This is a genomic window from Pedobacter steynii (genome assembly GCF_900103665.1).
Lineage (GTDB): Bacteria > Bacteroidota > Bacteroidia > Sphingobacteriales > Sphingobacteriaceae > Pedobacter > Pedobacter steynii.
In genome coordinates this window covers 86,704-111,408 of sequence record NZ_FNGY01000008.1, presented here as the reverse complement: position 1 = coordinate 111,408, position 24,705 = coordinate 86,704, and the positions used below count along the sequence as shown (strand labels likewise).

Here is a 24,705-nt window from a genome sequence, read left to right as displayed (position 1 = left end):
TTATTATGTTGCTATAACGTTTAATCAGAACTTTTATCATTTCTCCTTTTTACAAGTAACTGACGGCATAAATGAGAATGTATCAGTAAAAACCTTTATTTTTGCGTCAGAATAAATTATAATGAGTAAACTCGGTAGAATATTGGTAGCCATGAGTGGCGGGGTAGATAGTTCAGTAGCAGCAGTAATGTTACACGAACAAGGATATGAAGTTATCGGATTGACCATGAAGACATGGGACTATGCGACCTCAGGTACCAGCGGTAAGGAAACCGGATGTTGCAGCCTGGACAGCATCAATGATGCGCGTACTTTGGCGGTAAATTACGGATTCCCACACTATATATTAGACATCAGGGATGAGTTCGGTGATTATGTAATTGATAACTTCGTTGATGAATATCTTGCAGGCCGTACGCCAAACCCTTGTGTTTTATGTAACACCCACATTAAATGGGAAGCTTTATTGAAACGTGCCAACAAACTGGACTGTGAATTTATCGCAACCGGTCACTATGCCAATGTAAGGCAGCACGACAATGGCCGTCATGTGATCTCTAAAGGTCTGGACGAAAATAAAGATCAGTCTTATGTACTTTGGGGGGTATCTCAGGAAAACCTGGCCCGTACAAAATTCCCTTTGGGATCTTTTGCGAAGGCGGATATCCGTCAGATGGCTTTGGATATGGGACAGGAAGAACTGGCAAAGAAAAGCGAAAGCTATGAGATCTGCTTTGTTCCCGACAATGATTACCGTGCCTTCTTAAAGCATAAAGTTGGCGATCTGGAAGACCGTGTTGCAGGTGGCAACTTTATTACCAGCAACGGAATGGTGGTTGGACAGCATAAAGGATACCCTTTCTACACCATCGGACAGAGAAAAGGTTTGGGCATTGCCTTTGGCGAACCCATGTTTGTAACCCAGATCCTTCCGGAAAGCAATACTGTTGTTCTGGGAAGAGCAGATGAGCTGGAACGCAGAGAAGCGATGGTTAGAAACGTAAACCTGATTAAATATGATAATATTTTAGAACCTATGGATAACGTGGTGACTAAAATCAGGTATAAAGATGCAGGAACCCTAAGCACTATTGTTCAGGAGAAAGATAAAATGCGCGTGGTATTTGATCATTCTGTATCGGCAATAGCACCGGGCCAGTCTGCCGTATTCTACGAAGGAAACGACCTTCTTGGAGGCGGTTTCCTTTGTTAACGATCTAATTGATCTGAAATGGTATAAGGTGCAGCAGTTTTAATACGCTTGCCCTTATATCTTTCAAAATAATAATCCAACCGGCCGAGGTTAATCCCCGCAAATCCAACCTGATTGATCGTCGTCATCTTTCCATCCAGATTCTGGATGTCTTCCGGCTGATCCATGAAAGTATGGGTATGCCCTCCGATGATCAGATCAATATTCCTTGTATTTTTAGCCAATACCTGGTCAGAATCCCTGTTGCTGTCGTACCGGTAGCCCAAATGAGATAAACAGATCACGAGGTCACATTTAAGGTCATTCTTGAGCAGGCTTGCCGTTTTATTTGCGGTTGCTACAGGATCCAGAAACTGCGTTTCTGCATAATTCCTGTCTGCCACCAGTCCTTTGAGTTTGATCCCGATTCCAAATACCCCGATTTTAATCCCCTGTTTTTTGAAGATTTTATAGGGTTGTGTAGACTTATTTAATAAGGTATTCGAGAAATCATAATTGCTGCAGAGGATTGGGAAATTGGCATGTGGCAATTGCTTGTAAAATCCTGCCAGGCCATTGTCGAAATCATGGTTCCCCATTGTTGCGGCATCGTATTTCATTTCAGACATCAGCTTAATTTCCAGTTCGCCACCATATTTGTTGAAATAAGGCGTTCCCTGGAAGATATCTCCGGCATCAAACAACAATACATTCTGCTCTTTTTCGCGGATCGCCTTGATCAGTGCAGACCGCCTTGCGGTTCCACCCAGTCCCTGATACTTCGAACCGTCCATAGGGAAAGGTTCTACCCTGCTGTGTACATCATTGGTATGTAATATCGTGAGCTTTACCAGGTCCCCGGCTGCGATGGCATCAAAAGCATTCAAGTTCAGGGCAACTGCTGCAGCTGCCATCCCTCCCGTTTTAAGGAAGTTTCTGCGGTTAATTTTTAGTAATTCTTCCATCTAATTTAGGATTGATTGTTTTACCGGCAGCTTCATTTTCTTTTATATAGGTGACCAATGCATCGCGCATTCTGATGCCAATCATCTTTTTCTCTATCGGATTTTTGAAGCTTTGTACATTGTCGCCACCTTCGGCTACATAATCTGAAGTCAGGATCTTGTAGTTTCTTGTCGGATCATAAGGTTTTCCATTGATCATCACTTCCGTAGGCTGATCATCGACAATTTTCATTCTCAATGCCGCAACGGGTTGACCACCGGTTTTAGCGATAAAATTGAGCAGGTTTTTCACGTCTGAAGGGGCCAATGTAAAGATCACCATTTCGTTCTCAAAAGGCATGACCTCAAAAATATTAGCCATTTTCACTTCCCCTTTTGGGATATCAACGCGCAAACCGCCATTGGTGGAAGGCATCGCGAAATCAACTGCCGGATCAAATTTAAGGGCTTCATGAAGTAAAGCATCAGAAAAGAAATTTCTCAGCAGATTTTCAGGCACCTTATCATTTTTACTCATCAACACTTCGGAATGTCCGATCACCGTGTTCATCTCCTGCTCCATCTTTATTTTATAAGGAAGGTAGGTTTTGATCAGGCTGCTGTCGACGGCCCGTTCATTGTTCATCTTGTATTCCGCACGGTTACTTTTTACGAGTTTGTAATGGCTGCCGCAGGAAATCAAGAAGAATGGGATAGCGGCCAATGCCAGGTATTTTCTCAATGGTTGGATATGCTGCATAATGATTTCAAAGTCCAAAGTTAAATTAATCTATGCGTTTTGGGATTAAAAAAAAGAGAAATCCAGGTTAAGGATTTCTCTTTTGATGTTTAAAAAGAAAGAATTGACTACAGGTTTTTAGTCAGCTCTTCGCTCATTGGTGTTACTTTAGATCTGAAACGGTGAACCAATTGTCCTTTCTCGTTGATCAGAAATTTTTCAAAATTCCAGTTGATGTCTCCTTTGAAATCAGGGTTCTCTTCTGAAGTCAGGTATTTGAACAATGGATTGATATCCGTTCCTTTTACGCTCACTTTTTCACTTAGTAAAAAGGTCACCCCAAAATTCTTTTTACAGAAATCCTGAATCTCAGAATTGGTAGCCAATTCCTGTCCGCCGAAATTACCAGCCGGGAAACCAATTAACACTACATTTTTACCATATTGCTTGTGTAATTTTTCCAGGGCTTCATATTGTGGGGTATAACCACATTTGGAAGCGGTATTCACAATCAGGATTTTCTTTCCTTTAAACTTAGAAAGCTTTACTTCTTTGCCATCAATGGTTTTGAAGCTGAAATCATAAATGCTTTTCGCCGGTGGGGTAAACATCAGGCTCAGTAATATTAATAATGTATTCATTTTTGTTTTTTTATAATGTATAAACGAAGTTAAGCACAAAAAGGTTTAATATATATAATTAAATAGTAAAGATATAACCCGGGTTCGGTTAATACCGGATCAGTAAAGTCAATCCGGTACAACATTTTGACTTTACAAATCCATGTCCAATTCCTGTTTTACCTATACGCGCTCTAACCAGGCTCTATACACGCTCTATACTCGGTGGTGACCCGCTTGAAAGCGTATTAAAGGCGGGTCAGCAGCTTGTGTAAAACGGGCTTAAAATGAGTATTCCTGCAAGCGGTCATAAGCTTGCCCGAATCAGCACGACCATATTCCTTCCAGATGTTTACAATACATGCCTTAGAACCAAATCCAAACAATCCCGGAGAAAAGATCCTAAAAAACCGTAAAACTGTTCATTTTTGTTTAAATCGGCTATAAGTCACCACTTTATCATGGGCAAAATGACACATTTTCAAATATATTTACTATAAAAATCATATCGAATTTTGAAATTAGCCTTATTTATAGCTTTATTTGCAGAAAAACGTTCTGAATGGCGAAGAATTTATTAATAGTTGAGTCACCTGCAAAAGCTAAAACCATCGAAGGGTATTTAGGAAAAGATTTCCTTGTTAAATCAAGTTACGGGCATATCCGGGATTTGGTTAAAGGGGATATGGGTATTGATGTAGCCAATAATTTTGCCCAGACCTATGAGGTTCCTGCTGATAAAAAGCAGATCGTTGCAGAGCTTAAGAAATTAGCAAAGGAAGCCGAAATGGTATGGCTAGCGTCCGATGAGGACCGTGAGGGAGAAGCGATTTCATGGCATTTATTTGAAACATTAGGATTAAAAGAAAATAAAACAAGAAGGATTGTCTTTCATGAGATCACTAAGCCTGCAATATTAAAGGCGATAGAAACTCCGCGTACGATCGACTATAACCTCGTGAATGCCCAGCAGGCCAGACGTGTGCTGGACAGGCTGGTAGGTTTTGAGCTCTCCCCTGTTTTATGGAAAAAAATAAAACCTTCTTTATCTGCAGGACGCGTACAGTCGGTGGCTGTTCGTCTGATTGTAGACAGAGAAAGAGAAGTTAATAAATTTAATGCAACAGCAGCATTTAAGGTTTCTGCACAGTTCAGCACCGGAAAAGGGAAAGAAGTGGTTAAAGCAGAATTACCTCAGCGCTTTGAGCAGGAAGCAGATGCAGAGAAATTCTTAAACGATTGTATTAAAGCAGGCTTTAGCGTAGACAGTCTGGAAACCAGACCTGCGAAAAGAAATCCTGCGCCTCCGTTTACCACTTCAACCTTACAGCAGGAAGCTTCCCGTAAACTCGGATATTCCGTATCAAGGACGATGCAGGTTGCACAGCGCCTGTACGAAAGTGGAAGGATCACCTATATGCGTACCGATTCGGTAAACCTTTCGGAGACTGCATTACAGGCAGCATCAGCAGAGATCAAATCCGCATGGGGCGATAAATACCATCAGATCAGAACGTATAAAACGAAAACAGCAGGTGCACAGGAAGCTCACGAAGCCATCCGCCCTACTTATTTCAACCACCATACCGTACCCGGCGACAGCTCAGAACAGCGCTTATATGAATTGATCTGGAAGCGTGCCATCGCTTCTCAGATGAGTGAAGCCTTGTTTGAAAAAACAACCGCTCAGATTGCCATCAGTACCCGTAAAGAGCATTTGGTTGCCGAAGGTGAAGTCCTCAAATTTGATGGTTTCCTAAAGGTATACCTGGAATCAAGTGATGAAGAAGACCTGGAAGATTCGGAAGACAGCAATATGCTGCCTCCATTGGCCAAAGGTCAGGAGCTCATCCTGAGAGAAATGAATGCCACAGAACGTTTCTCACGTCCGCCTGCCAGATATACAGAGGCAAGCATGATCAAGAAACTGGAAGAACTGGGCATCGGCCGACCTTCCACTTATGCGCCAACGATTTCTACGATTCAGAACCGTGGATATGTCGTTAAGGAAGACCGTGATGGCCGCCAGCGTTCCTTTAGCTCCATTGTATTGGCTAACGGAGTAGTGAGCAAACAAATTAAAACAGAAATCACAGGGGCAGAGAAATCAAAACTCTTCCCGACAGATATAGGCGAAGTAGTAAACGACTTCCTGGTAGAACATTTCAAAGGGATTGTCGACTTTAACTTTACGGCCAACGTAGAAAAGGAATTCGATGAGATTGCTCAGGGATTGCAGGAATGGACAAAAATGCTCCACTCCTTCTATACGCCTTTCCACCTTGAAGTAGAAACTACCCTTGAAAATGCCGACCGTGCCAACGGAGAGCGTCTATTGGGAATTGATCCTGCTTCCGGAAAGAATGTCTATGCTAAAGTGGGTAAATTCGGACCATTGGTACAGATCGGACAGAATGACGACGAGGAAAAACCGCGTTATGCCAGCCTGTCGAAATCCCAATCCGTAGGAACTGTAACCTTAGAAGATGCCCTGGAACAGTTCAAACTTCCTTTCCAGCTGGAAGATTATGAAGGTAAAGAAGTTTCCGTAGGTGTAGGCCGTTTTGGTCCTTACGTGAAATGGGGAGATGCTTATATTTCCATTCCTAAAAACGAAGATCCGCTGTCTGTAGACAGAGACCGTGCCATTGAAATTATCGCTGAGAAAGTTACTGCTGATGCACCAGTGGCGCATTATGAGCGTTTACCGGTAACTAAAGGTAAAGGCCGCTTCGGTCCTTTCATCAAATGGAACGACTTATTTATCAATGTGCCTAAAGCTTATAACTTCGACTTCCTGACGCAGAAAGACATCGAAGAGCTGATCGGTAAAAAGGTAGAGAAAGAAGCTAACAGGTTTATTCAGCAATGGACTGCAGAGAAGATTGCGATTGAAAACGGCAGATGGGGACCCTTCATCCGTTTCGGTAAAGACATGCTGAAATTGGGTAAAAACCCGGCTACAGGAGAGAAATATACTCCTGAAGACCTTGCGGGCGTATCCCTCGAAGACGTAAAAAAACTAATTGTAGAACAGGTGCCTAACGCTTTTGAACCTAAAGCTGCCAAGAAAAAGGCAGCGGCGAAATCTCCAGCAAAAAAGAAACCGGTAGCAAAGAAAAAGTAGGCTTTGCCTGCTCAATGCAGATATGAAGAAAGATCTCCCTGAAAATATAGTACAAGACATTGCCGTTGCAGTAGTGCTGAAGAGCGAAAGCCCGGAAGTAAAAAACTGGACTGTCTACCTGATTAACCTGAAAGATAAACCATTGAAAAATGTGTTGATCAGCTCTAAAGGCTACGGAGAAAAAGATGGCAGAATGGTGCAGACCTCTGTGCTCAGACATTCACTCGGAGACCTTCAGCCCCGTTCTTTTACAGGCGTTGAAGCAATAGATCCTGAAGTTTTTGGCTTAACCAATGAATATTGGTTAAGCTATTACCTCGACGAGGTGATCTATGATAAAAAATTTATTTTCCTTCCTGAAAGTATCGTTGATGATAATTTAATCCGGATTCCTTTGGTAAATATGCCGGGTGTGATGATAAAATAATTTCGGTTTAGTTTCCGATACCAATCCTTTTTGCTAATTTTCATGCACATCTCCAACTTTACCATAAAAGTGTATGAAATTCACGTCATCTCCATTTATTCAGAAGAATAAAAAAGGAATTATTATCGGCTCGGTAGCGGTCATCATCATCGGCCTTGCCTCGCTCTTCTTTTTCAAAAAAGAAAGACCAAAAGACTACAATCAGGCTTATTCTAAATACATAGAAGCCTATACCTCGGGAACAGTTTCCAAGAAAAGTTATGTCAGGCTCCATCTGGCCAGTCAGGTGAAAACCATGAGTGATATTGGCGTGGCCGATTCCCGGGACCTGTTCAGCTTCTCCCCTTCTGTAAAAGGAAAAACGTATTGGATCGACTCCCAGACCCTGGAATTCAGACCCGATGAGCCTTTGAAACCCGGAGAAGATTACGAAGCGACCTTCAACCTGAACAAAGTGACGGAAACGGAAAAAGGCCTGGAAGAATTTGAATTCAATTTCAGAGTCATCAGTCCCGGACTTAGCCTGACGCAAAACGGACTGGTTTCTCAAAACAATACTTCCCTTGATTATATGAAATTAAGCGGAGAAGTGCTGACTTCCGATCAGGAAGATCCAAAGCAAATTGAAAAAGCCTTAAAAATAGATTTCCCGCAATCCTTAAAAGTGAAATGGCAGCACAATCCTGCAAAAAACGTTTCTACTTTTACCGTAGACAGCATTAAGAAAACAAAATCCGACAATCCCTTAAAGCTCATCTGGTCCGGTGATCCCATTGATGCACCAGGTAAAGGAGAAGAAGTGCTGGAAGTTCCTGCACTGGGTGTTTTCAAAATCCTGAACATGAAAGCCATACAGGATCTGGAAGATTTTGCGCTCGTTCAGTTCTCTGAGCCGATTAACGTAGCACAGGACCTGAACGGATTGATCTCCCTTGCCCAGCTGACTGACCTGAGGTTTACCATAGATGCCAGTCAGGTGAAGGTGTATTCTGCCGAAACACTGGAAGGAAATTATGCGTTCACGGTGAACGAAGGTGTCGAAAATATCAACAGTGTTAAACTATCCGCTGCTAAAACAGCAAATATCGTTTTTGAGAATAAACTGCCTTCGGTAACCATTGCCGGAAGCGGAAGCATCCTACCTACTTCTGGGAAACTGGTTTTACCATTTGAAGCAGTAAACTTAAAAGCTGTGGATGTAACGGTGATCAAAATCTATGAGAACAATATCCCGCAATTTTTCCAGACCAACAATTATAAAGACGGACAGGAACTTCGCCGTGTAGGGAAACCTATCGTACAGAAAACCATTCGCCTGGATGAGGATAAAGCGCTGGACCTGCATAAGAAAAACCGTTTCACCCTCGATCTGGATAAGATTATCCGTACAGAACCAGGTGCAATGTATCGTGTTACCGTTGGTTTCAGAAGAGAATATAACGTCTTTAAATGTGTGGAAGCCAATACAGAAAACAGCGATGATTCAGATGCTTCAGCGGTTTCAGGAGAAGAAGATGAATACGGCGGCTACGGAGAGAAGATCGATGAAGACGATGATTTCTGGAGCCGGTACAACAGCAATTACCCCAACAATTACCGTTGGGAAGACCGGGATAATCCTTGTACGCCATCCTACTATACCAGTGAACGCTGGGCAAGCAGGAACCTGATCGCTTCAAATATTGGCCTGATTGCCAAACGTGGCAACGACAACAGCATGATGATCATTGCGACAGATCTGTTAACGGCAAAAACACTGAGCGGTGTTACGTTAGAATTGCTGGATTATCAGAAACAGGTGATCCATACCGTAAAAACAGACGGCGATGGAATGGCCTCATTTGACCTTAAAAAGAAACCTTTCCTGTTGATCGCTAAAAATGGCGATGAGCGTGGTTATCTGAAACTGGACGATGGAAGTTCTCTTCCATTGAGCAGGTTTGATGTAGGTGGAGATGTGGTGCAAAACGGCTTAAAAGGATTCATCTACGGAGAACGTGGCGTTTGGCGTCCCGGAGATTCGGTGTTCCTTTCTTTCATTCTGGAAGATAAACTGAAAAAGCTACCTGGCGGTTATCCGGTAACTTTCGAATTTTATAATCCACAGGGGCAACTCGTTAAAAGGATGATCAATGGAAAACCTTTAAATGGGTTCTACGCCTTCAGAACGGCTACCGAAAGTACCGCACCAACAGGAAACTGGCTGGCAAAAGTGAAAGCCGGTGGAGCCACTTTTTCTAAAACCATTAAGATTGAAACGGTGATGCCAAACCGGTTGAAGATCAATTTCGACTATGGCAACCGTCCTTATCTGGGTTCCGGAAACGGAGCTGCGGCTTCCCTTACGGCAACCTGGTTATTTGGCGCGCCGGGCAAGAACCTGAAAGCGAAGGTGGATGTAAGTCTGAATACCATGCAGACGACCTTTAAGGGCTTTGAAAATTATAGTTTCGACAACCCGACCGTTTCGTTCCAGTCGCAGCTGAAAACGATCTTTGAAGGCACCTTAAATGAAAACGGAACCGCCGCGGTAAGCACGAATTTAAGTGAAAACAATACTGCTCCGGGAATGCTGAAAGCCAATTTTGCGATTAAAGTGTTCGAAGCCGGTGGTAACTTCAGTATAGACAATTTCAGTATCCCCTACCATGTGTATTCCGACTACTACGGCATTAAAGCGCCGGAAGGAGACCGTTTAAGTGGAATGCTGCTCACCGGTCAGGACCATAAAATAGACATTGTCAATGTCAACAGAGATGGAAAACTGCTTGGCGGATCAAAATCTGTAGATGTAGAATTGTATAAAGTGCAATGGCGCTGGTGGTGGGAACAGGACAATGAGAATTCCTTTGCCAATTTCACGCAGAACTCCTATAATAAACTGATTAAAAAAGAAACCGTTCAGATCAGCGGTGGTAAAGCCAGCTGGAACCTGAGGGTCGAAGAACCGGAATGGGGTCGTTACATGATCCTGGTGAGAGACCATAACGGAGGCCATGTTTCCGGTAAATCGGTCTATATCGATTGGCCGGGATGGGCGCAACGTGAACAAAACAGCAATCCTACGGAAGCATCCATGCTTTCTTTCACCGCCAATAAAACCAAATTTAAAGTAGGTGAAGAAGTTGTGCTGACCATTCCTTCGGGAAAAGATGGCAGGGCATTGATTTCGATTGAAAATGGAAGTAAGGTGTTAAAGACTTTCTGGACCGATACCAAAGCCGGACAAACACAATTTAAGTTTAAAGCAGAAAAGAACATGGCACCGAATGTGTTTGCCAATGTGACGCTGTTACAACCACATGCACAAACACTGAACGACCTCCCTATCCGGATGTACGGTGCCATTCCTTTGCTCATTGAAGATCCGGAAACGATCTTAAAACCAATGATCAAAATGGCCGATAAACTGAAACCGGAAACGGAAAGCAACATTACGGTAACAGAACAAAACGGAAAAGCAATGACCTATACCATTGCCATTGTAGACGAAGGTTTGCTCGATCTGACCAGGTTTAAAACGCCTGATCCTCATGGCATCTTCTATGCCCGTGAAGGTTTGGGCGTAAAAACATGGGATTTATTTGATTATGTGCTCGGTGCATGGGGCGGTAACCTGGAAAGAATCCTGAGCATTGGTGGTGATGGAAGCATCAACAAGAACCTCAGCCCTGCAAAAGCAAACAGGTTTGTTCCTGTCGTGAAATATCTCGGCCCTTTTGCACTTTCTAAAGGCGCAAGCAATACCCATAAATTTAAACTGCCTCAATATATTGGTGCGATAAGGGCGATGGTTGTTGCCGGTCAGGATGGCGCTTATGGCTTCGCAGAGAAAAGTGTACAGGTTAAAAAACCGTTGATGCTACTGGCAACTTTGCCAAGGGTAATCGGTCCGGGAGAAAGCTTCACCCTGCCTGCAACCGTATTTGCGACAGAAAAGAACCTTAAAAATGTCACCCTGCAATTGCAATCTGCGAACCTGGAAGTCATCGGTGGTAAAACACAACAGCTGACTTTCAAACAACCGGGAGAGCAAATGGCTTACTTTGAAATCAAAGTTCCGGAAATGACGGGCATTGCCAAGGTAAAACTGATTGCACAGAGTGGTGCAGAGAAAACAGCCTACGATGTAGAACTGGACATCAGAAACCCGAATCCATACATCACCAATGTGGTTCCTATTGTGATTGAGCCGGGCAAAAACTGGGTTAATTCTTACCTGCCTGTAGGCATGGCAGGAACAAATACGGGAAGTCTGGAACTCTCTACCATCCCTCCGATCAACCTTAAAAAACGATTGAGTTACCTGATGCAATATCCCCATGGTTGTGTAGAACAGACCACCTCAGGAGTATTCCCTCAGTTGTTCCTCAATAAGTTAACACCGCTTACAGAGCAGCAAAAAGCGACGACAGAAAGAAACCTGAAAGCAGGAATCAATAAATTACGCGGCTTCCAGACCGGAGATGGTGGCTTAGGCTACTGGCCGGGTGCAGGTACTTCCGACGAATGGGGAAGTAATTATGCCGGGCACTTCCTGGTAGAAGCACAAAATGCAGGTTATACCCTTCCGGTGGGCATGCTGGACGAATTGCTGCGTTACCTGAAAAGTAAAGCGGCGAACTGGGCACCAAACAGTACCAATTTCTATGGTGGTGACCTGTCTCAGTCTTACCGTTTATATGTGCTTGCACTCGCTAAAAGACCGGAAATGGCAGCGATGAACAGGTTAAAAGCCTTCCAGTACTTGTCGGAAACCGCTAAATGGCGACTGGCAGCGGCTTATAAACTGGCCGGACAAGCCGATGCGGCGAATGGTCTGATCAAAGGGCTGGCCACAGAAGTGAAACCTTATAACCAAATGGGCGGAACCTATGGCTCTGATGTACGTGATCAGGCAATGATCCTGGAAACCTTAACCCTTCTTGGCCGTAAATCGGCAGCAGCACAGCTGATCCAGCCACTGGCAGCCAAATTAGGCAGGGACGACTGGTACAGTACGCAAACTACGGCTTACAGTTTACTGGCGATTGCCAAGTTCTGTGGCGCCAATACCGCTTCAAATACACTGAAATACAACTATAAAATCGATGGAAAAAGCGGAACTACAAATTCCAGTCAGTTCATGAACATTACCGATTTAACCTTTAAAGGTGGAAACGGCGTAGTCATCAACAATACCGGCGACCGTGTTTTATTCGGACGTCTGATCCTTCAGGGGCAACCTTCGGCCGGACAAAACAACTTCCTGCCGAACAATGCAGAGGCGCTGGAAATGAACATCGACTATAAATTGTTAAATGGAAAATCACTGGATCCATCGACCTTAAAACAAGGAACAGATTTCTATGCAGAGGTGACGATCAAAAACCCGGGAAGAATGGGTTATTATGAGCAAATGGCATTGACGCAGATCTTCCCTTCCGGCTGGGAGATCATCAATAACAGGATCAACGACAGTGAGAGTGCTGTTGCTTCTTCGCCATATACGTACAGAGACATCAGGGACGACCGTGTGTTCACTTATTTCAACCTGAGGGAGAATGAGACGGTAACTTACAAAGTGCTGTTAAACGCGTCCTATATCGGTCGCTATTACCTTTCAGCAGTACAGTGTGAAGCAATGTATAACGACAATATTAGTGCAACTACGGCAGGGAAATGGGTGCAGGTAATTAAGTAGCATGTTTAAAAAGTTCAGTTACGAACCAAAACTGGTGTTCAGCGATGTGATTTGCGTCTTATTGTTGTGCTGGTTTTGGTTCCTTTTGCCATCAAAATTATTCTTAAATCCTACCTCTTATGTGGTAGAAGCTTCCAATGGGGAATTGTTAAGCGCCGCCATCGCCAAAGACGGGCAATGGCGCTTCCCTGTGGCAGATACGATTCCGCAGAAGTTTCAGCAATGTATTGTCGCCTTTGAGGACAAGCGCTTTTTTACCCATCCGGGGATAGATTTCCTGGCGATGGCGAGGGCGATGCGTCAAAACCTGAAGGCCAAAAGCGTGGTGAGTGGCGGCAGCACCTTAACGATGCAAGTCATCCGCCTGTCGCGCAGAGAAAGCCGCACGGTCTGGCAGAAGCTGATTGAAGTTATCCTGGCCTTTCGGCTGGAACTGACGCATTCTAAAACAGATATCCTGAAATTATATGCCGCAAACGCTCCTTTTGGCAGCAATGTCGTTGGCCTGGAAGCGGCTTCCTGGCGGTATTTCGGGCGAAGTGCCGGGAGCTTATCCTGGGGAGAAATGGCGACCCTTGCTGTTCTTCCAAACAGCCCTTCCCTCGTCCATCCCGGTAAAAACTCCGCAAAGCTGATCAAAAAGAGAAACGACCTGCTGGATAAAATTGCAGGGTTAAAAATGATAGACCAGGAAACCGCCAACTTATCCAAGCTGGAACCCATCCCTGGAAAACCTCAGCAGCTGCCACAAAATGCCCCCCACCTGCTCAACCGCTTTAAAGCAGAAGAGCAAGCCTTACAAAGCACCAGCCTCAGGTCTACGCTGGACTTTGACCTGCAGCTGAAGCTGAATGCCCTATTGAAACGCTACAACAACCGCTACCGGGCCAACGACATCAATAACATCGCCGCATTGGTGCTGGATGTTAAAAACGGAACGGTGCTCAGCTATGTCGGGAACATTTATCAACCGGAAAATAAAGAACTCGAAAGTCATGTAGACATGATTAAGGCCCCCAGAAGTCCGGGCAGTACTTTAAAGCCCTTGCTGTATGCGGGCATGCTGAACGATGGTTTTATCCTGCCCAAAACCCTGATTCCTGATGTGCCTACGCAGATCAATGGGTATTCCCCTCAGAATTATGATTTGGGCTACGATGGCGCCATTCCCGCAGACCGGGCATTGAGCCGTTCCCTGAACATTCCAGCCGTGAAAATGCTGCAGAGCTATAAATACCAGCGCTTCTATGATAAGCTCAAGAAAATGGGCATCAGCACCCTGAACCAACCGGCAGATCATTATGGCTTATCGCTGATCCTGGGTGGCAGTGAAGTGACGATGTGGGACCTCGCCAAAACGTATATGGGTATGGCAAGGACACTGAATCATTTCAATGAATACCAGGGAAAATATAACCCTCATGATTACGATGCACCCCGTTATGTGAAAGCGAAACGGGATGAACGTTTTGACACTTACGAAACCCAGCTGACCTCCACGATCGACTATGGTTCAATCTGGAACACTTTTAACGCCATGGAAGAACTCATGAGGCCGGGCGAAGAAGGACTTTGGGAACAGTTTTCCTCTTCACAAAGGGTGGCCTGGAAAACCGGAACGAGCTTTGGCTTCCGCGATGCCTGGGCGGTTGGACTGACGGCACAATATGTGGTCTGTGTATGGGTGGGCAATGCCGATGGCGAAGGCCGGCCTGGTTTAACCGGTGTTGACGTGGCTGCTCCGGTGCTCTTTGACATCTTCCGTCAGCTGCCAAATGGCAAATGGTTTCAGATGCCTAAACATCAGCTCCGGAAAATGAAAGTCTGTAAACAGAGCGGCTATAAAGCCGGTGAATATTGCCGGGAAACATTGGAAGAACTCGTTTCCCCTTCCGGAGAGAAAACAGGGCTTTGTCCTTACCATAAACTCATCCACCTGGACCAGACCGCTACTTTTAGGGTGACCGATCAATGTGAATCTACCGCAACGATGGTTCATCAGCCCTGGTTTGTGCTTCCACCAGCAATGGAGTATTACTATAAAATCAAAAACAGCGATTATAAGCTATTGCCGCCTTTTAAACCGGGTTGTACCGATGCAGGCAGCAATTATGTGATGGAAATGATTTATCCAAAGAACAATGCCAGCGTTTACATTCCGGTAGAATTCGACGGCAGCAGAGGAAAGGTGGTTTTAAATGCGACACACCGCAACAGCAATGCAAAGATTTACTGGCATATAGACAACGAGTATGTGGCCACGACCAAATCGTATCACCAGCTCGCGGTCAGTCCTCCGGCAGGAAAACATACCCTGACACTGGTCGACGAGAATGGAGAAAGGCTAATGCAGACTTTTACGGTGCTGGATAAAGAGAAAGGAAAGCACTAATCGTTTTTCAGCAGTTTCCTTTCCACAGCACCCATTGTGATCAGGTATTGTGCCGCCATGTACGTCGCCATGATCAATACTCCTGCGAAGTCAAAGCCCTTCACAAATTTGTTCCAGGCAAGGATAGAATCGGATAACAGGAAACATAAGGCACCAACAAGGATCAGGTTAAAGCTGAGGGTATTCACGCGTTGATTTCTGAACGCGGCCATCATCATCATCATGCTGATCACAAAGGTATAGATCATTACCGGAAGCTTCATTCCACCTAAATGCGGTCGTAAGTAGAAGTAAAATGTAATGCTAAAGAGCGCACACAATATAATCGCGATCCTCGCCCCTTTCTTATCCAGCTCCTGCGCAGAGCGGAAGTCCAGGTAAAAAGCACTGATGTAAAAAATATGGCAGGTTAAAAAGGCAACGAGGCCATACATGAAATAGGAAGGGTCCTGCCAGGCCAGCATCAGCAATACATCCCCGGCCAGGGCAAAGATCAGTCCGGCAAACAAACGTTTATGAAACCTTCCTTTCAACCCGGTCTGGGTATAGAGCATCAGCAATAGCGAAAGTACGATGCAAGGCTTAATCACATACCTCAGGGTACTCAATTCATTAAATTCTGCGCAGATCTGCAGGATAAAAATCAGCGCAAATAACAGGTTAAACTTCAGGTATTTCTTCAGCATCTACATTCTTTTTTTGAAGGTTATAAAACCAGACTGCCGAGCAGAGATTCAGGCCACAAAATATCACCTGATAACCGATCGGAAAATCCTGGAGCAAAACTATTAAAATCCCCAATACCAAACGTGCATATTCAAATTTTACCTTCCATTTCTTTTCTTCCAGCAAGGCACCACAGGTGAGTAAGGTTAAGATCACGAAGGTTGCCCCGCTGATTAAAGCAGGTGAAGGAAGGCTGCTGTGTAAAAACAGGATGGCTGAACCTGCAATGAGCCCTACGACGAACTGGACAAGTACATAGCCCGTCAGCTGTTGATGGTACTGCGGATCATACTTTTTATAAATCAAAGGATCGATCTCAGGAGCAGATTTAAATCCCCCTAAATGTGCGGGAAACCATCCCGGTGGTTTAAGGAAGACATTGATCTTGTCCATCCATCTCGGACTTTGCCTGGCCGTTTTCAACAATTCGTCCCAGTAATGGACATTGGCCCAGATGGGGTTCCAGCTGGCCAGTGGTGTAGTAATTCCATAATAGACCTCTTCTTCTTCCTTCTGGAAGGTACCGAAGATGCGGTCCCAGATGATCAGGGTTCCGGCATGGTTGCGGTCGATATATTTTGGATTGGAGCCATGGTGAACCCGGTGATGGGAAGGCGTGTTTAAAATCCATTCCAGTGGCCCCATACTTTTAATGGCGCGGGTATGGATCCAGAACTGATATAAAGTATTAAATGAGCTCAGGGTCAGGAACATGATCGGGTCGAAACCTGCAAATGCCAGTGGCAGGTAGAATACCCAGGAAAACCAGCCCTGAAACCAGGACTGCCTTAAGGCGACAGTCAGGTTGTATTCTTCGGATTGATGGTGCACAATATGCGCTGCCCATAGAGCATTTACCTGATGGCTCATCCGGTGGAACCAGTAATAGAAAAAATCAACACCGATAAACAGGATGATCCAGATCCAGATGGATTGTGGCAGGTCGAACAACCTCCAGTTTTCAAAGATGTATTTATAGCCAAAGAATAAAGCCGTTTTCATGAAAATGCCCGTGAGCTGTTGCCCGATTCCCTGACTCAGGTTAGCGATGGAATCGTTAAACCGGTAATAATTCAGTTTCCTGTAGAAGTTCCAGGCCAGTTCTATCCCGATCAGGATGAAAAATACAGGGACAGATAAAGCAATGTAATCTACTTTCATTTTACTAATTTAATAAAAATGGCGATAAATACAGCCTGCAAGATGGGGTCAAAGGAAACAAAATCAGGCTTGAGCTGTTGTAAGAAAAAATGGTAAAAATGAAGAAAGATATCCCAAAACAGGAAGAAGGATCAGAAATGGATGTTTTTGAAAAAACAACATTTAAAAACGAAGCAGCAGCAAAGGCATTTTATGCATTGGCAAGGACGCGGCTATTGGAAGTTTTCAATTGGGATGAACTTTGTGGCTTCACCTCGGCAACATTTACGTTGACTGATGCTTCCGGCAGGGAAATTCGGCGTGAGGCGATGGAAGGCGATCATTTTAAGATCAACATACCCGGTCCGGGAACGACCACCGGCGATGGTTTTGACTGGGTAGTTGTAGAACTGATCAGGGAAGAACAATCCGCGCAGGGACAGTCCATTACGATGCGGGCAAGACCGGCAGCGAATCCTTTACACCCCGATAACGAGACGGCACATTTTTTTAAAGACAAAGCTACTTCTACCTTTAAAGTCTACAGAAAGGGGCTTGAAGTACATGCAGAAGTTCATGGACGCAATGAAGTTCCCAATTCAGACAGTGGGGTATTGATCAATAACGTCAGAAATGTATTGGTTGGATGGAGTGCTAAGATTGGATTCTCTTATCCACAGTGGAAAAGCCTGGTTACAGCATTGGTAAACCAGAATTGATTTTATCCAGATAAAAAAGCAGCAAATATGATATAAGTCATATTTGCTGCCCTATATGGATTGATCTATAAAAATAGAATCTTGAACTGTAATAAGAAAAAAGCTATTAATAGCTTTTCTCTGTACGGTTATTGCGTTTAAAGCCACCACCGCCTCCGGCGCCACCAGTACCTGGTTTTTCCTGAGCTTCAGCAACTTTAATTCGGTTACCGTTATAATCGCCACCGTTCATGCGTTTGATTGCTTCTTTTGCCTCTTCTTCTACCGGCATTTCCACAAAACCAAAACCACGACTTTGACCAGTCTCGCGATCTTTGATAATCCTAAGTGATTTTACTTGACCGAAATCACCAAATACGGCTGTTAATTCATCTTCCCCTACTTCTAACGGAAGGCCTGTAATAAATATCTTCATTAATGTTTAAAAATTTGCACAAAGTTAAGCATTTTTAGCTTAAATTCCAATGCTAGTGTCAGTTATAAGTATAATTATCAATTTAATCTTCAAAACAACCGGCAGGCCTTTTTTGTTTCAGTTACGATATTTTTTTTTGAAAAAAAGATCAGGCTTAAATCCGTCGCCTGTTTTAATTCATTCCTTTGTTTTCCTTCCGTCGTTCTAAAGGCTTGTTCCTTTCGCTTAACACACTCATTATGTGAGGGCAAGCTCTGGCCTGATTTCCAGAGCGCTTATCGGAAGCATTCGTAGTTTAAAGGATATAAAACAATGGTATTCCTTTTTTATGTTAAAATCTTTGGTTAATCTTACGCTTGAATTGTTGCTGATTTCAAGAAAAATATATGAAATTTTGCGCGGCCACGCTCCTCTTTTTCCTGTTTTTAGGCGGAAATTTCGCTTATCCGAACCCATTTAAAGTAAATTCTGCTAAAGCGGAAACCATTTTTATGCCGGGAGACCGGAACATTAGTGCTGGCCATCATCCGGCCGGCATCGATGCCAGCCAGGCAAAATATCACCTGATCAATGGCATTCTTTCCGGTGCGGTAATGGTATTACTGCTCTTCGGCCTGTTTCTTTTTATCACGGTAAAGGACCGTTTGTATCTATATTATACCTTATATATACTACTGATTTGCTTATGGATCTTTACAGATAAAGGTTACAGCTATCGATACGTTTTTACCAGTATCCTCATTTTGGCGGGTATCTTCATTTTGGCAAGCCTCATCCTGAAAATCAAAGCTGGAAATAAACAGGTCTGGTTTTACCTCGTTTCCATAGCTCCCCTTGTTTTCTTTGGCCTGGAAATCAGCAATACTTACCTGTCGGCCTTTGGGATACAGACAGGATTGGTATTGCAAGCCATCATTTTAACTTTTGGTCTTGCTCAGCGTTTCAACAGCTACCGCCTGGACCGGGAAGAACTGCTCCGGACGATCAACATCAAACAACAGGAAATCACTGCGGGCTTTATTGATACTCAGGAACAGGAAAGGCGCAAGATTTCAGATCAGCTGCACGACGATGTCGGCAGCATGCTTTCCATCGCCACCTGGCAGATTTCTTCTGTGCTGACCGGCGAAGGATATGTAAAGGAAAGCGCGAAGGAAAAACTGGAAGAAGCAGAAGAAGTGCTGAAGAATGTTGCCCAGGCCATCCGGACTTTAGGGCATACCCTTAGCCCCTGGGGCATTCAAAAATATGGCATGAATAAAGTGTTGACAGACCTGGTGTACCAAATCAACCTTTCCGAAAAAACAGCATTGGAATATGCCATCATCGGGTTCGAGTCCTGCGGGCATTACCCCATTCCTTTTTTAAACGACATTTACCGGATCATTCAGGAGCTGCTCACCAATATTGTCAAACATGCCTGCGCGAGCAATGCTTACCTGGAAGTGGTAGAACACAGCGATTATGTCAACATTATTGTCGAAGATAATGGTAAAGGCATTGAATTTCCCTTTTCCCAAACCTCAGCGGGCATCGGACTGGAAAGTATCCGTTCCAAGATTGCTTACTTTAAAGGGAAAATGGAGATCCGGAGGAAACCTGAACACGGAACAATTGTGGTCATTGAAATCCCGCTTACGACAGCTTAGCCTTAAACAGGTCGATCGTCCTCCCCCATGCCAGCTTTGCGGCAGCCTCATTGTACCTTGTCGGAGAAGTATCGTTGTTGAAAGCATGGTTCACTCCTTCATATATAAACAACTGATATGGGAGGTGATGCAGTTTTAATGCGGCTTCATAAGCAGGGATTCCGGCATTGATCCTTTCATCGAGTCCGGCATAATGCAACAGGATATTCGCTTTGATCTTTCCTACGTCTTCGGTTTTTGCCTGTGCCCCGTAATAAGCTACAGCAGCCAGTAATTCAGGGTCATTTACTGCCAGCTTATTCGCCATTCCTCCACCCCAGCAAAAGCCCACGCAACCAGCCTTTCCGTTTCCGTCTTTATGTTTTCTTAAATAATCAAGTCCTTTAAGGTAGTTTTGAAGATTTTTATCCGGATCCAGCTGACCGATCAGTTCTCTCGCCTTGTCTTCATCGGCAGGTGTGCCCCCAAAAGGAGACAGTGCGTCTACCCCTAAAGCTAAAAAGCCTGCAGCAGCGACTCTTTTTGTGACCGCTATCGTATGTGGATTTAACCCCCGGTTCTCATGAATCACCAATACTGCCCCCAAATGTTTTTTCCCTTTTGGCTTTGCCAGGAAAGCCTTCATCTCTCCTTCTGTTCCGGGATAAGTAATGTTTTCCAGACTGAGGGCCTCATCGTGTGTTTCGGCTGCTGCGGCATAATTGTTTTCCAGCAGGGGAAGTACGGTTAAGGCCATTGCTGTGCCTCCGGTGAGGATGGCAAGTTTCTTTAGAAAGTCTTTTCTGCTGATGCCGCTATGGGTATATTCATCGTATAGGTTGATAATGCGCTGATCCATAATTGAAGGTTTAAATGAGCTAAATCTATAGCAAGATAAGAAATTTTTCTGCGACAAGAAACGGATAAACGCATTATACGGCGTTGACACTAAGAAAATTACTGTAAAATATTCTAGTTTTTTGGTAGAAATTTCCTGTTAATATGTTAAATTGGTTTAATGTTTGTAAAGCCAACAGAAAATAGATTAAAAAGAATTTATAAAACAGCGTATCAAAAAAGAAAACCATGAAAAAACTACTTTCATTACTGACCATTCTGAGCTTCTGTGTAAGTTTAGGTATGGCACAAACAGCCCAGCCTGCACAAGCCGTTGCGACTCAAAAACAAAAGGTTAAAAAAGAAGCAAGCAAGGCAACAGCCGATGCGAAAAAAGAAGCTGCGGCAGCCAAAAAAGAGGCAGCAGCTGCAAAGAAAGCCGCAAAAGCAGATACTAAGAAAGCAGCAGACCAGGCAGCATCTGCAGGCACAAAGCTTAAAAAAGATGGCACACCAGACAAACGTTACACCAACGCAAAAGATGTAGCTGCTGAAGCTCCGAAAAAAGCGGCAACAAAAGCTGTGGCTAAAAAAGACGAAGCGGTAAAAGAAGTGAAAGCAACGGCTACCCCGGGGCTTAAAAAAGATGGCACACCGGACAAGCGTTACAACGCAAATAAGGAAAAAGCAACAGCGGCAGTAAAAGAAACTAAAACGACAGCAACCCAGGTGAAAAAAGAGGCCGCTTCAACAGTAGCGCCTAAAGATTATAAGCCTACAGTGGACAGAAGTCTGAAAGGTCCAAATGGAGAAGAAATTCTAACCGGCCCACGTGGTGGAAAATATTATATCAACAAAAACGGAAACAAAACTTATGTAAAAAGAGAAGGTTAATACGCCTTTGTTTCCATAAAAAAAGCGATAAGATACCTTATCGCTTTTTTTATGTGCTTATTTCGCGGGCCTATCGCTCGCCTACTTTGAATACACTGAATTTGTTATTTCTGATCGGTTGTCCTTTGATGGATAAAGACTCTCCTTTATGATCTCTGGTCGCTTTAATTACAAAAGGCTCTTCTGTTTTCTGGGCAAGTTCAAAAGCAATCTTCAACCTGTCAATAAAAGTATCTGCAGCTACACTCCATTTTTTATCTTTATACCAGAAATAGGCAAAAACATTTCTTGTTCCCCCTTTTAGCTTTCCATCTAACCTGATGTAAGCAATATTTTCCTGCTTTAGCGGCTCAACGGCTTTTTGGTAAAATTCTGTAAAATTCTCGAACGTCGGTATCGTATTAATAGTACTCATCTAATCTTTTTTTCCAAAAATACACAAAATCTTTAGATCAGTCCGATTCAGGCTCATTTATCAGAGCATTACCCCTTCCTTTTTAAATTTAAAGCGGTGAATTATAATGTCTTTTTAAAAATTACTTTATTTTTTGGTATCAATATTGTATACTTGGTTGACAATTGATGTGAAGTATTTGTACCTAACTGAGGCTAAAACCCAGAGAAATTATAAGAAAATTGTAATTTTTGTTTTAAAAAGTAATATATTCAAACTTGGATGGCCTCAAGTTTTGTTTTCTGTGTTTATGATCTTAGATTTGATAAGTTTTTTTGTATTTGACAAATTTGTCAAACCTAACAAGCTAAACCCAGGGAGATATTATTAAAGACAGAGCTAATAATTTCTTAACAAAACCAACAACACATCAACAAAAGCTCAGTGATCTAAACATACAGTACTAGCATGCGCAAAAAATTACACGATAGGATAGCCGCTTTTAAAGACGCTACAGCAATCAAGGAAAAAGGCTTATACCCTTACTTTCGGGCCATAGAATCAGCACAGGACACTGAGGTGGTTATAGATGGAAAAAAGGTGCTGATGTTTGGCTCAAACTCCTATCTGGGATTGACAAACCACCCAAAAATTAAAGAAGCAGCAAAAGCTGCAATTGATAAATACGGTACGGGTTGTGCCGGATCAAGATTCCTGAACGGAACGCTTGACATACATATAGAACTGGAAAGAAGACTTGCAGCTTATGTTGGTAAGGAAGCAGCAGTTCTTTTCAGCACAGGATTCCAGGTAAACCTGGGTGTGATTTCCTGTTTATTGGACAGAAACGATTACCTGATCCTGGATGAATATGACCATGCTTCGATCATTGATGGCAGCCGTCTTTCTTTTTCAAGATCTATCAAATATGCCCACAATGACATGGACGATCTTCGTAAGAAGCTTAGCCGTTTACCGGAAGACTCCGCGAAACTGATCGTTGCCGATGGAATCTTCAGCATGGAAGGTGACCTGGTTAACTTACCTGAAATTGTTAAAATTGCAGAAGAGTTTGGTGCAAACATCATGATGGACGATGCCCACAGTTTAGGCGTAATCGGATTTAATGGTTCAGGTACTGCTTCTCATTTTGGCCTTACGGATAAAGTAGACCTGATCATGGGTACTTTCTCCAAGTCCCTTGCTTCTTTGGGAGGTTTCATTGCAGGAACAGAAGAAACAATTGAATATGTAAAACACAGGGCACGCTCTTTAATGTTCAGTGCAAGTATGCCGCCTTCGGCAGTAGCCAGTGTAATTGCTGCTTTAGACATCATTGAGTCTGAGCCGGAACGCATTGACCAGCTTTGGGCAAATACAAACCATGCTAAAAAACTATTATTAGAGGCGGGTTTTGACATCGGCCATACCGATAGCCCGATCATCCCGGTATACATCAGGGATAATGATAAAACCTTTATGATTACCAATATCCTGAGCAACAACGGAATTTTCGTCAATCCGGTCGTTTCTCCGGCAGTACCTTCGGATGCTTCCCTGATCAGGTTCTCTTTAATGGCGACCCATACCTTCGCGCAGATTGAAGAAGCCGTAGAAAAGATCGCATCAGCAGCTAAAGAAGTTCAGATTAAACCTTCTCAGGTAGAAATATGAGGAACATTGTTGCGGTAAACGACAAGAAAAAATTAGCCGCTTTTATTGATTTCCCACATGATTTGCATAAAAATGACCCGAACTATGTTCCGGAGTTATTTATTGCACAAAGTGACATGCTTACCCCTGGTAAGCATCCTTTTCATGAGCATTCCACTTTACAATGTTTCCTCGCATATGATGGAGATAAAGTTGTAGGAAGAATTGCGGCCATTCAAAACAACAACCACAATAAGAAAAACAATACCACTGAAGGTCACTTCGGCTTCTTTGATTGTATCAACGATCAGGAAACTGCAAACCAGCTGATTGAGACAGCTACCAAATGGCTGAAAGAAAGGAATATGACCAGTATGGTCGGCCCGCTGAACTTTTCTACCAATGATATCTGCGCTTTATTAGTGGAAGGTTTCGATGGTCCTCCGGTAGCCATGATGCCTTATAACCCACCTTACTACCTGCAGCTTCTGGAAGATGCAGGATTTGCTAAAATGGTAGACCTGCGGGCTTATAAATTTTTAGCAGGTGAATACAATGACCGTTCGCTGAAACTGGCAGAAGCCATTCAGGAGCGTCTGAAACGCAACAACATCATCATCAGAAAGATCAATATGAAAGATTTCTGGAATGAGGTGGTGAAAGTGCGTGAAGTATATAATGCGGCATGGGACCACAATACTGGTTTTGTACCGGCAACAGATAAGGAATTCCACTACCTGGCCAAAGACCTCAAAATGATTGTCGACCCTGACTTTGTGTACATCGCAGAACAGGAAGGCAAAATGGTGGCGATCTCGCTTTCCGTTCCTGACCTTAACCAGGCACTCATTAAAGTTAAAAGAGGCCGTTTATTCCCATGGGGGCTGATCAGGCTGTTATGGTACAAGCGGAAAATCAAAGGCCTTAGAATTATGGCCCTTGGCGTGATGGACGGTTACCGCAAAATGGGAATCGAAGCCTGTTTATACGGACTAACGATTAAAACCTTTCAGGAGAAAAAGTTTGAGTATGCAGAAGCTTCCTGGACTTTGGAACACAATACCATGGTGAACAGCGCAATTGAACAGATCAATGGCAAGTTGTACCGTAAATACAGAATTCTCGAAAAATCAATATAATCAAAGCAGGCATCAGCAAATCTGCTGATGCCTGCT

The 24,705-nt window shown here is 43.7% G+C and carries 18 protein-coding genes; 10 read left to right on the top strand and 8 right to left on the bottom strand.

Annotated elements, in window-relative coordinates:
* Nucleotides 1–121 precede the first annotated feature (121 nt).
* Entirely contained in the window at nt 122–1,213 is a 1,092-nt protein-coding gene (mnmA, locus tag BLQ87_RS21900; RefSeq protein WP_074611060.1) for a tRNA 2-thiouridine(34) synthase MnmA, read from the top strand.
* Here mnmA and BLQ87_RS21895 read toward each other — a convergent pair.
* From BLQ87_RS21895 to BLQ87_RS21885, 3 genes are all read right to left on the bottom strand, one after another.
* Nucleotides 1,210–2,157 carry a bifunctional metallophosphatase/5'-nucleotidase gene (locus BLQ87_RS21895; protein ID WP_074611059.1) on the bottom strand — a complete coding sequence of 316 codons (948 nt, stop codon included), beginning with the start codon at nt 2,155–2,157 and terminating at the stop codon, nt 1,210–1,212. The genes mnmA and BLQ87_RS21895 overlap by 4 nt on opposite strands.
* Nucleotides 2,135–2,896 (bottom strand): 5'-nucleotidase C-terminal domain-containing protein, encoded by a 762-nt coding sequence (locus BLQ87_RS21890; protein ID WP_083361996.1) that lies wholly within the window; start codon nt 2,894–2,896, stop codon nt 2,135–2,137. The genes BLQ87_RS21895 and BLQ87_RS21890 overlap by 23 nt, the downstream gene beginning before the upstream one ends.
* A gap of 107 nt (nt 2,897–3,003) precedes the next feature.
* Nucleotides 3,004–3,516 (bottom strand): glutathione peroxidase, encoded by a 513-nt coding sequence (locus BLQ87_RS21885; RefSeq protein WP_074611058.1) that lies wholly within the window; start codon nt 3,514–3,516, stop codon nt 3,004–3,006.
* A gap of 541 nt (nt 3,517–4,057) precedes the next feature.
* On the opposite strand from BLQ87_RS21885, the gene topA reads away from it, so the two are divergent.
* From topA to pbpC, 4 genes are all read left to right on the top strand, one after another.
* Nucleotides 4,058–6,622: a type I DNA topoisomerase gene (gene topA / locus BLQ87_RS21880; RefSeq protein ID WP_074611057.1), complete on the top strand. Its 2,565-nt coding sequence runs from the start codon at nt 4,058–4,060 to the stop codon at nt 6,620–6,622.
* Nucleotides 6,623–6,644: 22 nt separating this feature from the next.
* Nucleotides 6,645–7,049: a hypothetical protein gene (locus BLQ87_RS21875; RefSeq protein WP_074611056.1), complete on the top strand. Its 405-nt coding sequence runs from the start codon at nt 6,645–6,647 to the stop codon at nt 7,047–7,049.
* A 73-nt stretch (nt 7,050–7,122) separates the two neighbouring features.
* Nucleotides 7,123–12,732, top strand: a complete 5,610-nt coding sequence (locus tag BLQ87_RS21870; RefSeq protein WP_074611055.1) for an alpha-2-macroglobulin family protein — start codon at nt 7,123–7,125, stop codon at nt 12,730–12,732.
* A gap of 1 nt (nt 12,733) precedes the next feature.
* On the top strand, nt 12,734–15,124 hold the full coding sequence (gene pbpC / locus BLQ87_RS21865; protein WP_074611054.1) for a penicillin-binding protein 1C: 2,391 nt from the start codon (nt 12,734–12,736) through the stop codon (nt 15,122–15,124).
* Here pbpC and BLQ87_RS21860 read toward each other — a convergent pair.
* The gene (locus BLQ87_RS21860; RefSeq protein ID WP_074611052.1) at nt 15,121–15,810 is read right to left on the bottom strand and encodes a lysoplasmalogenase; all 690 of its coding nucleotides are present in this window, start codon (nt 15,808–15,810) and stop codon (nt 15,121–15,123) included. The two genes, pbpC and BLQ87_RS21860, sit on opposite strands and share 4 nt — an antisense overlap.
* Nucleotides 15,785–17,011 carry a sterol desaturase family protein gene (locus BLQ87_RS21855; protein WP_074611050.1) on the bottom strand — a complete coding sequence of 409 codons (1,227 nt, stop codon included), beginning with the start codon at nt 17,009–17,011 and terminating at the stop codon, nt 15,785–15,787. The genes BLQ87_RS21860 and BLQ87_RS21855 overlap by 26 nt, the downstream gene beginning before the upstream one ends.
* A 98-nt stretch (nt 17,012–17,109) precedes the next feature.
* On the opposite strand from BLQ87_RS21855, the gene BLQ87_RS21850 reads away from it, so the two are divergent.
* The gene (locus BLQ87_RS21850; RefSeq protein ID WP_074611236.1) at nt 17,110–17,709 is read left to right on the top strand and encodes a hypothetical protein; all 600 of its coding nucleotides are present in this window, start codon (nt 17,110–17,112) and stop codon (nt 17,707–17,709) included.
* Between the two features lie 106 nt (nt 17,710–17,815).
* Here the strand turns inward: BLQ87_RS21850 and BLQ87_RS21845 are convergent, their stop codons facing one another.
* Nucleotides 17,816–18,124 (bottom strand): RNA recognition motif domain-containing protein, encoded by a 309-nt coding sequence (locus BLQ87_RS21845; RefSeq protein ID WP_062548794.1) that lies wholly within the window; start codon nt 18,122–18,124, stop codon nt 17,816–17,818.
* A gap of 386 nt (nt 18,125–18,510) precedes the next feature.
* On the opposite strand from BLQ87_RS21845, the gene BLQ87_RS21840 reads away from it, so the two are divergent.
* A complete protein-coding gene (locus tag BLQ87_RS21840) occupies nt 18,511–19,773 on the top strand; it encodes a sensor histidine kinase (RefSeq protein WP_074611047.1) in 1,263 nt (420 codons plus the stop codon).
* Here BLQ87_RS21840 and BLQ87_RS21835 read toward each other — a convergent pair.
* Nucleotides 19,760–20,611 carry a dienelactone hydrolase family protein gene (locus BLQ87_RS21835; protein ID WP_074611045.1) on the bottom strand — a complete coding sequence of 284 codons (852 nt, stop codon included), beginning with the start codon at nt 20,609–20,611 and terminating at the stop codon, nt 19,760–19,762. The genes BLQ87_RS21840 and BLQ87_RS21835 overlap by 14 nt on opposite strands.
* Before the next feature lie 227 nt (nt 20,612–20,838).
* On the opposite strand from BLQ87_RS21835, the gene BLQ87_RS21830 reads away from it, so the two are divergent.
* A complete protein-coding gene (locus BLQ87_RS21830) occupies nt 20,839–21,483 on the top strand; it encodes a hypothetical protein (protein WP_074611043.1) in 645 nt (214 codons plus the stop codon).
* Nucleotides 21,484–21,553: 70 nt separating this feature from the next.
* Here BLQ87_RS21830 and BLQ87_RS21825 read toward each other — a convergent pair whose 3' ends face one another.
* Nucleotides 21,554–21,898 (bottom strand): hypothetical protein, encoded by a 345-nt coding sequence (locus tag BLQ87_RS21825; protein ID WP_074611041.1) that lies wholly within the window; start codon nt 21,896–21,898, stop codon nt 21,554–21,556.
* Between the two features lie 447 nt (nt 21,899–22,345).
* Between BLQ87_RS21825 and spt the strand changes: the two genes are divergently transcribed.
* Both spt and BLQ87_RS21810 read left to right on the top strand, forming a co-directional pair.
* Nucleotides 22,346–23,551, top strand: a complete 1,206-nt coding sequence (gene spt, locus BLQ87_RS21815; RefSeq protein ID WP_074611036.1) for a serine palmitoyltransferase — start codon at nt 22,346–22,348, stop codon at nt 23,549–23,551.
* Complete coding sequence (locus BLQ87_RS21810) at nt 23,548–24,669, top strand: hypothetical protein (RefSeq protein WP_074611034.1); 1,122 nt, start codon at nt 23,548–23,550, stop codon at nt 24,667–24,669. The genes spt and BLQ87_RS21810 overlap by 4 nt, the downstream gene beginning before the upstream one ends.
* The last annotated feature ends 36 nt before the right edge of the window (nt 24,670–24,705 follow it).

Bases quoted from the DNA above. Each gene is read 5' to 3' on its own strand.
- topA (WP_074611057.1), top strand. From the start codon at position 4,058: ATGGCGAAGAATTTATTAATAGTTGAGTCACCTGCAAAAGCTAAAACC.
- mnmA (WP_074611060.1), top strand. From the start codon at position 122: ATGAGTAAACTCGGTAGAATATTGGTAGCCATGAGTGGCGGGGTAGAT.
- BLQ87_RS21845 (WP_062548794.1), bottom strand. From the start codon at position 18,124: ATGAAGATATTTATTACAGGCCTTCCGTTAGAAGTAGGGGAAGATGAA.
- BLQ87_RS21860 (WP_074611052.1), bottom strand. From the start codon at position 15,810: ATGCTGAAGAAATACCTGAAGTTTAACCTGTTATTTGCGCTGATTTTT.
- BLQ87_RS21870 (WP_074611055.1), top strand. From the start codon at position 7,123: ATGAAATTCACGTCATCTCCATTTATTCAGAAGAATAAAAAAGGAATT.
- spt (WP_074611036.1), top strand. From the start codon at position 22,346: ATGCGCAAAAAATTACACGATAGGATAGCCGCTTTTAAAGACGCTACA.
- BLQ87_RS21825 (WP_074611041.1), bottom strand. From the start codon at position 21,898: ATGAGTACTATTAATACGATACCGACGTTCGAGAATTTTACAGAATTT.
- BLQ87_RS21875 (WP_074611056.1), top strand. From the start codon at position 6,645: ATGAAGAAAGATCTCCCTGAAAATATAGTACAAGACATTGCCGTTGCA.
- BLQ87_RS21850 (WP_074611236.1), top strand. From the start codon at position 17,110: ATGAAGAAAGATATCCCAAAACAGGAAGAAGGATCAGAAATGGATGTT.
- BLQ87_RS21830 (WP_074611043.1), top strand. From the start codon at position 20,839: ATGAAAAAACTACTTTCATTACTGACCATTCTGAGCTTCTGTGTAAGT.
- BLQ87_RS21835 (WP_074611045.1), bottom strand. From the start codon at position 20,611: ATGGATCAGCGCATTATCAACCTATACGATGAATATACCCATAGCGGC.
- BLQ87_RS21840 (WP_074611047.1), top strand. From the start codon at position 18,511: ATGAAATTTTGCGCGGCCACGCTCCTCTTTTTCCTGTTTTTAGGCGGA.
- BLQ87_RS21810 (WP_074611034.1), top strand. From the start codon at position 23,548: ATGAGGAACATTGTTGCGGTAAACGACAAGAAAAAATTAGCCGCTTTT.
- BLQ87_RS21895 (WP_074611059.1), bottom strand. From the start codon at position 2,157: ATGGAAGAATTACTAAAAATTAACCGCAGAAACTTCCTTAAAACGGGA.
- BLQ87_RS21890 (WP_083361996.1), bottom strand. From the start codon at position 2,896: ATGCAGCATATCCAACCATTGAGAAAATACCTGGCATTGGCCGCTATC.
- BLQ87_RS21855 (WP_074611050.1), bottom strand. From the start codon at position 17,011: ATGAAAGTAGATTACATTGCTTTATCTGTCCCTGTATTTTTCATCCTG.
- BLQ87_RS21885 (WP_074611058.1), bottom strand. From the start codon at position 3,516: ATGAATACATTATTAATATTACTGAGCCTGATGTTTACCCCACCGGCG.
- pbpC (WP_074611054.1), top strand. From the start codon at position 12,734: ATGTTTAAAAAGTTCAGTTACGAACCAAAACTGGTGTTCAGCGATGTG.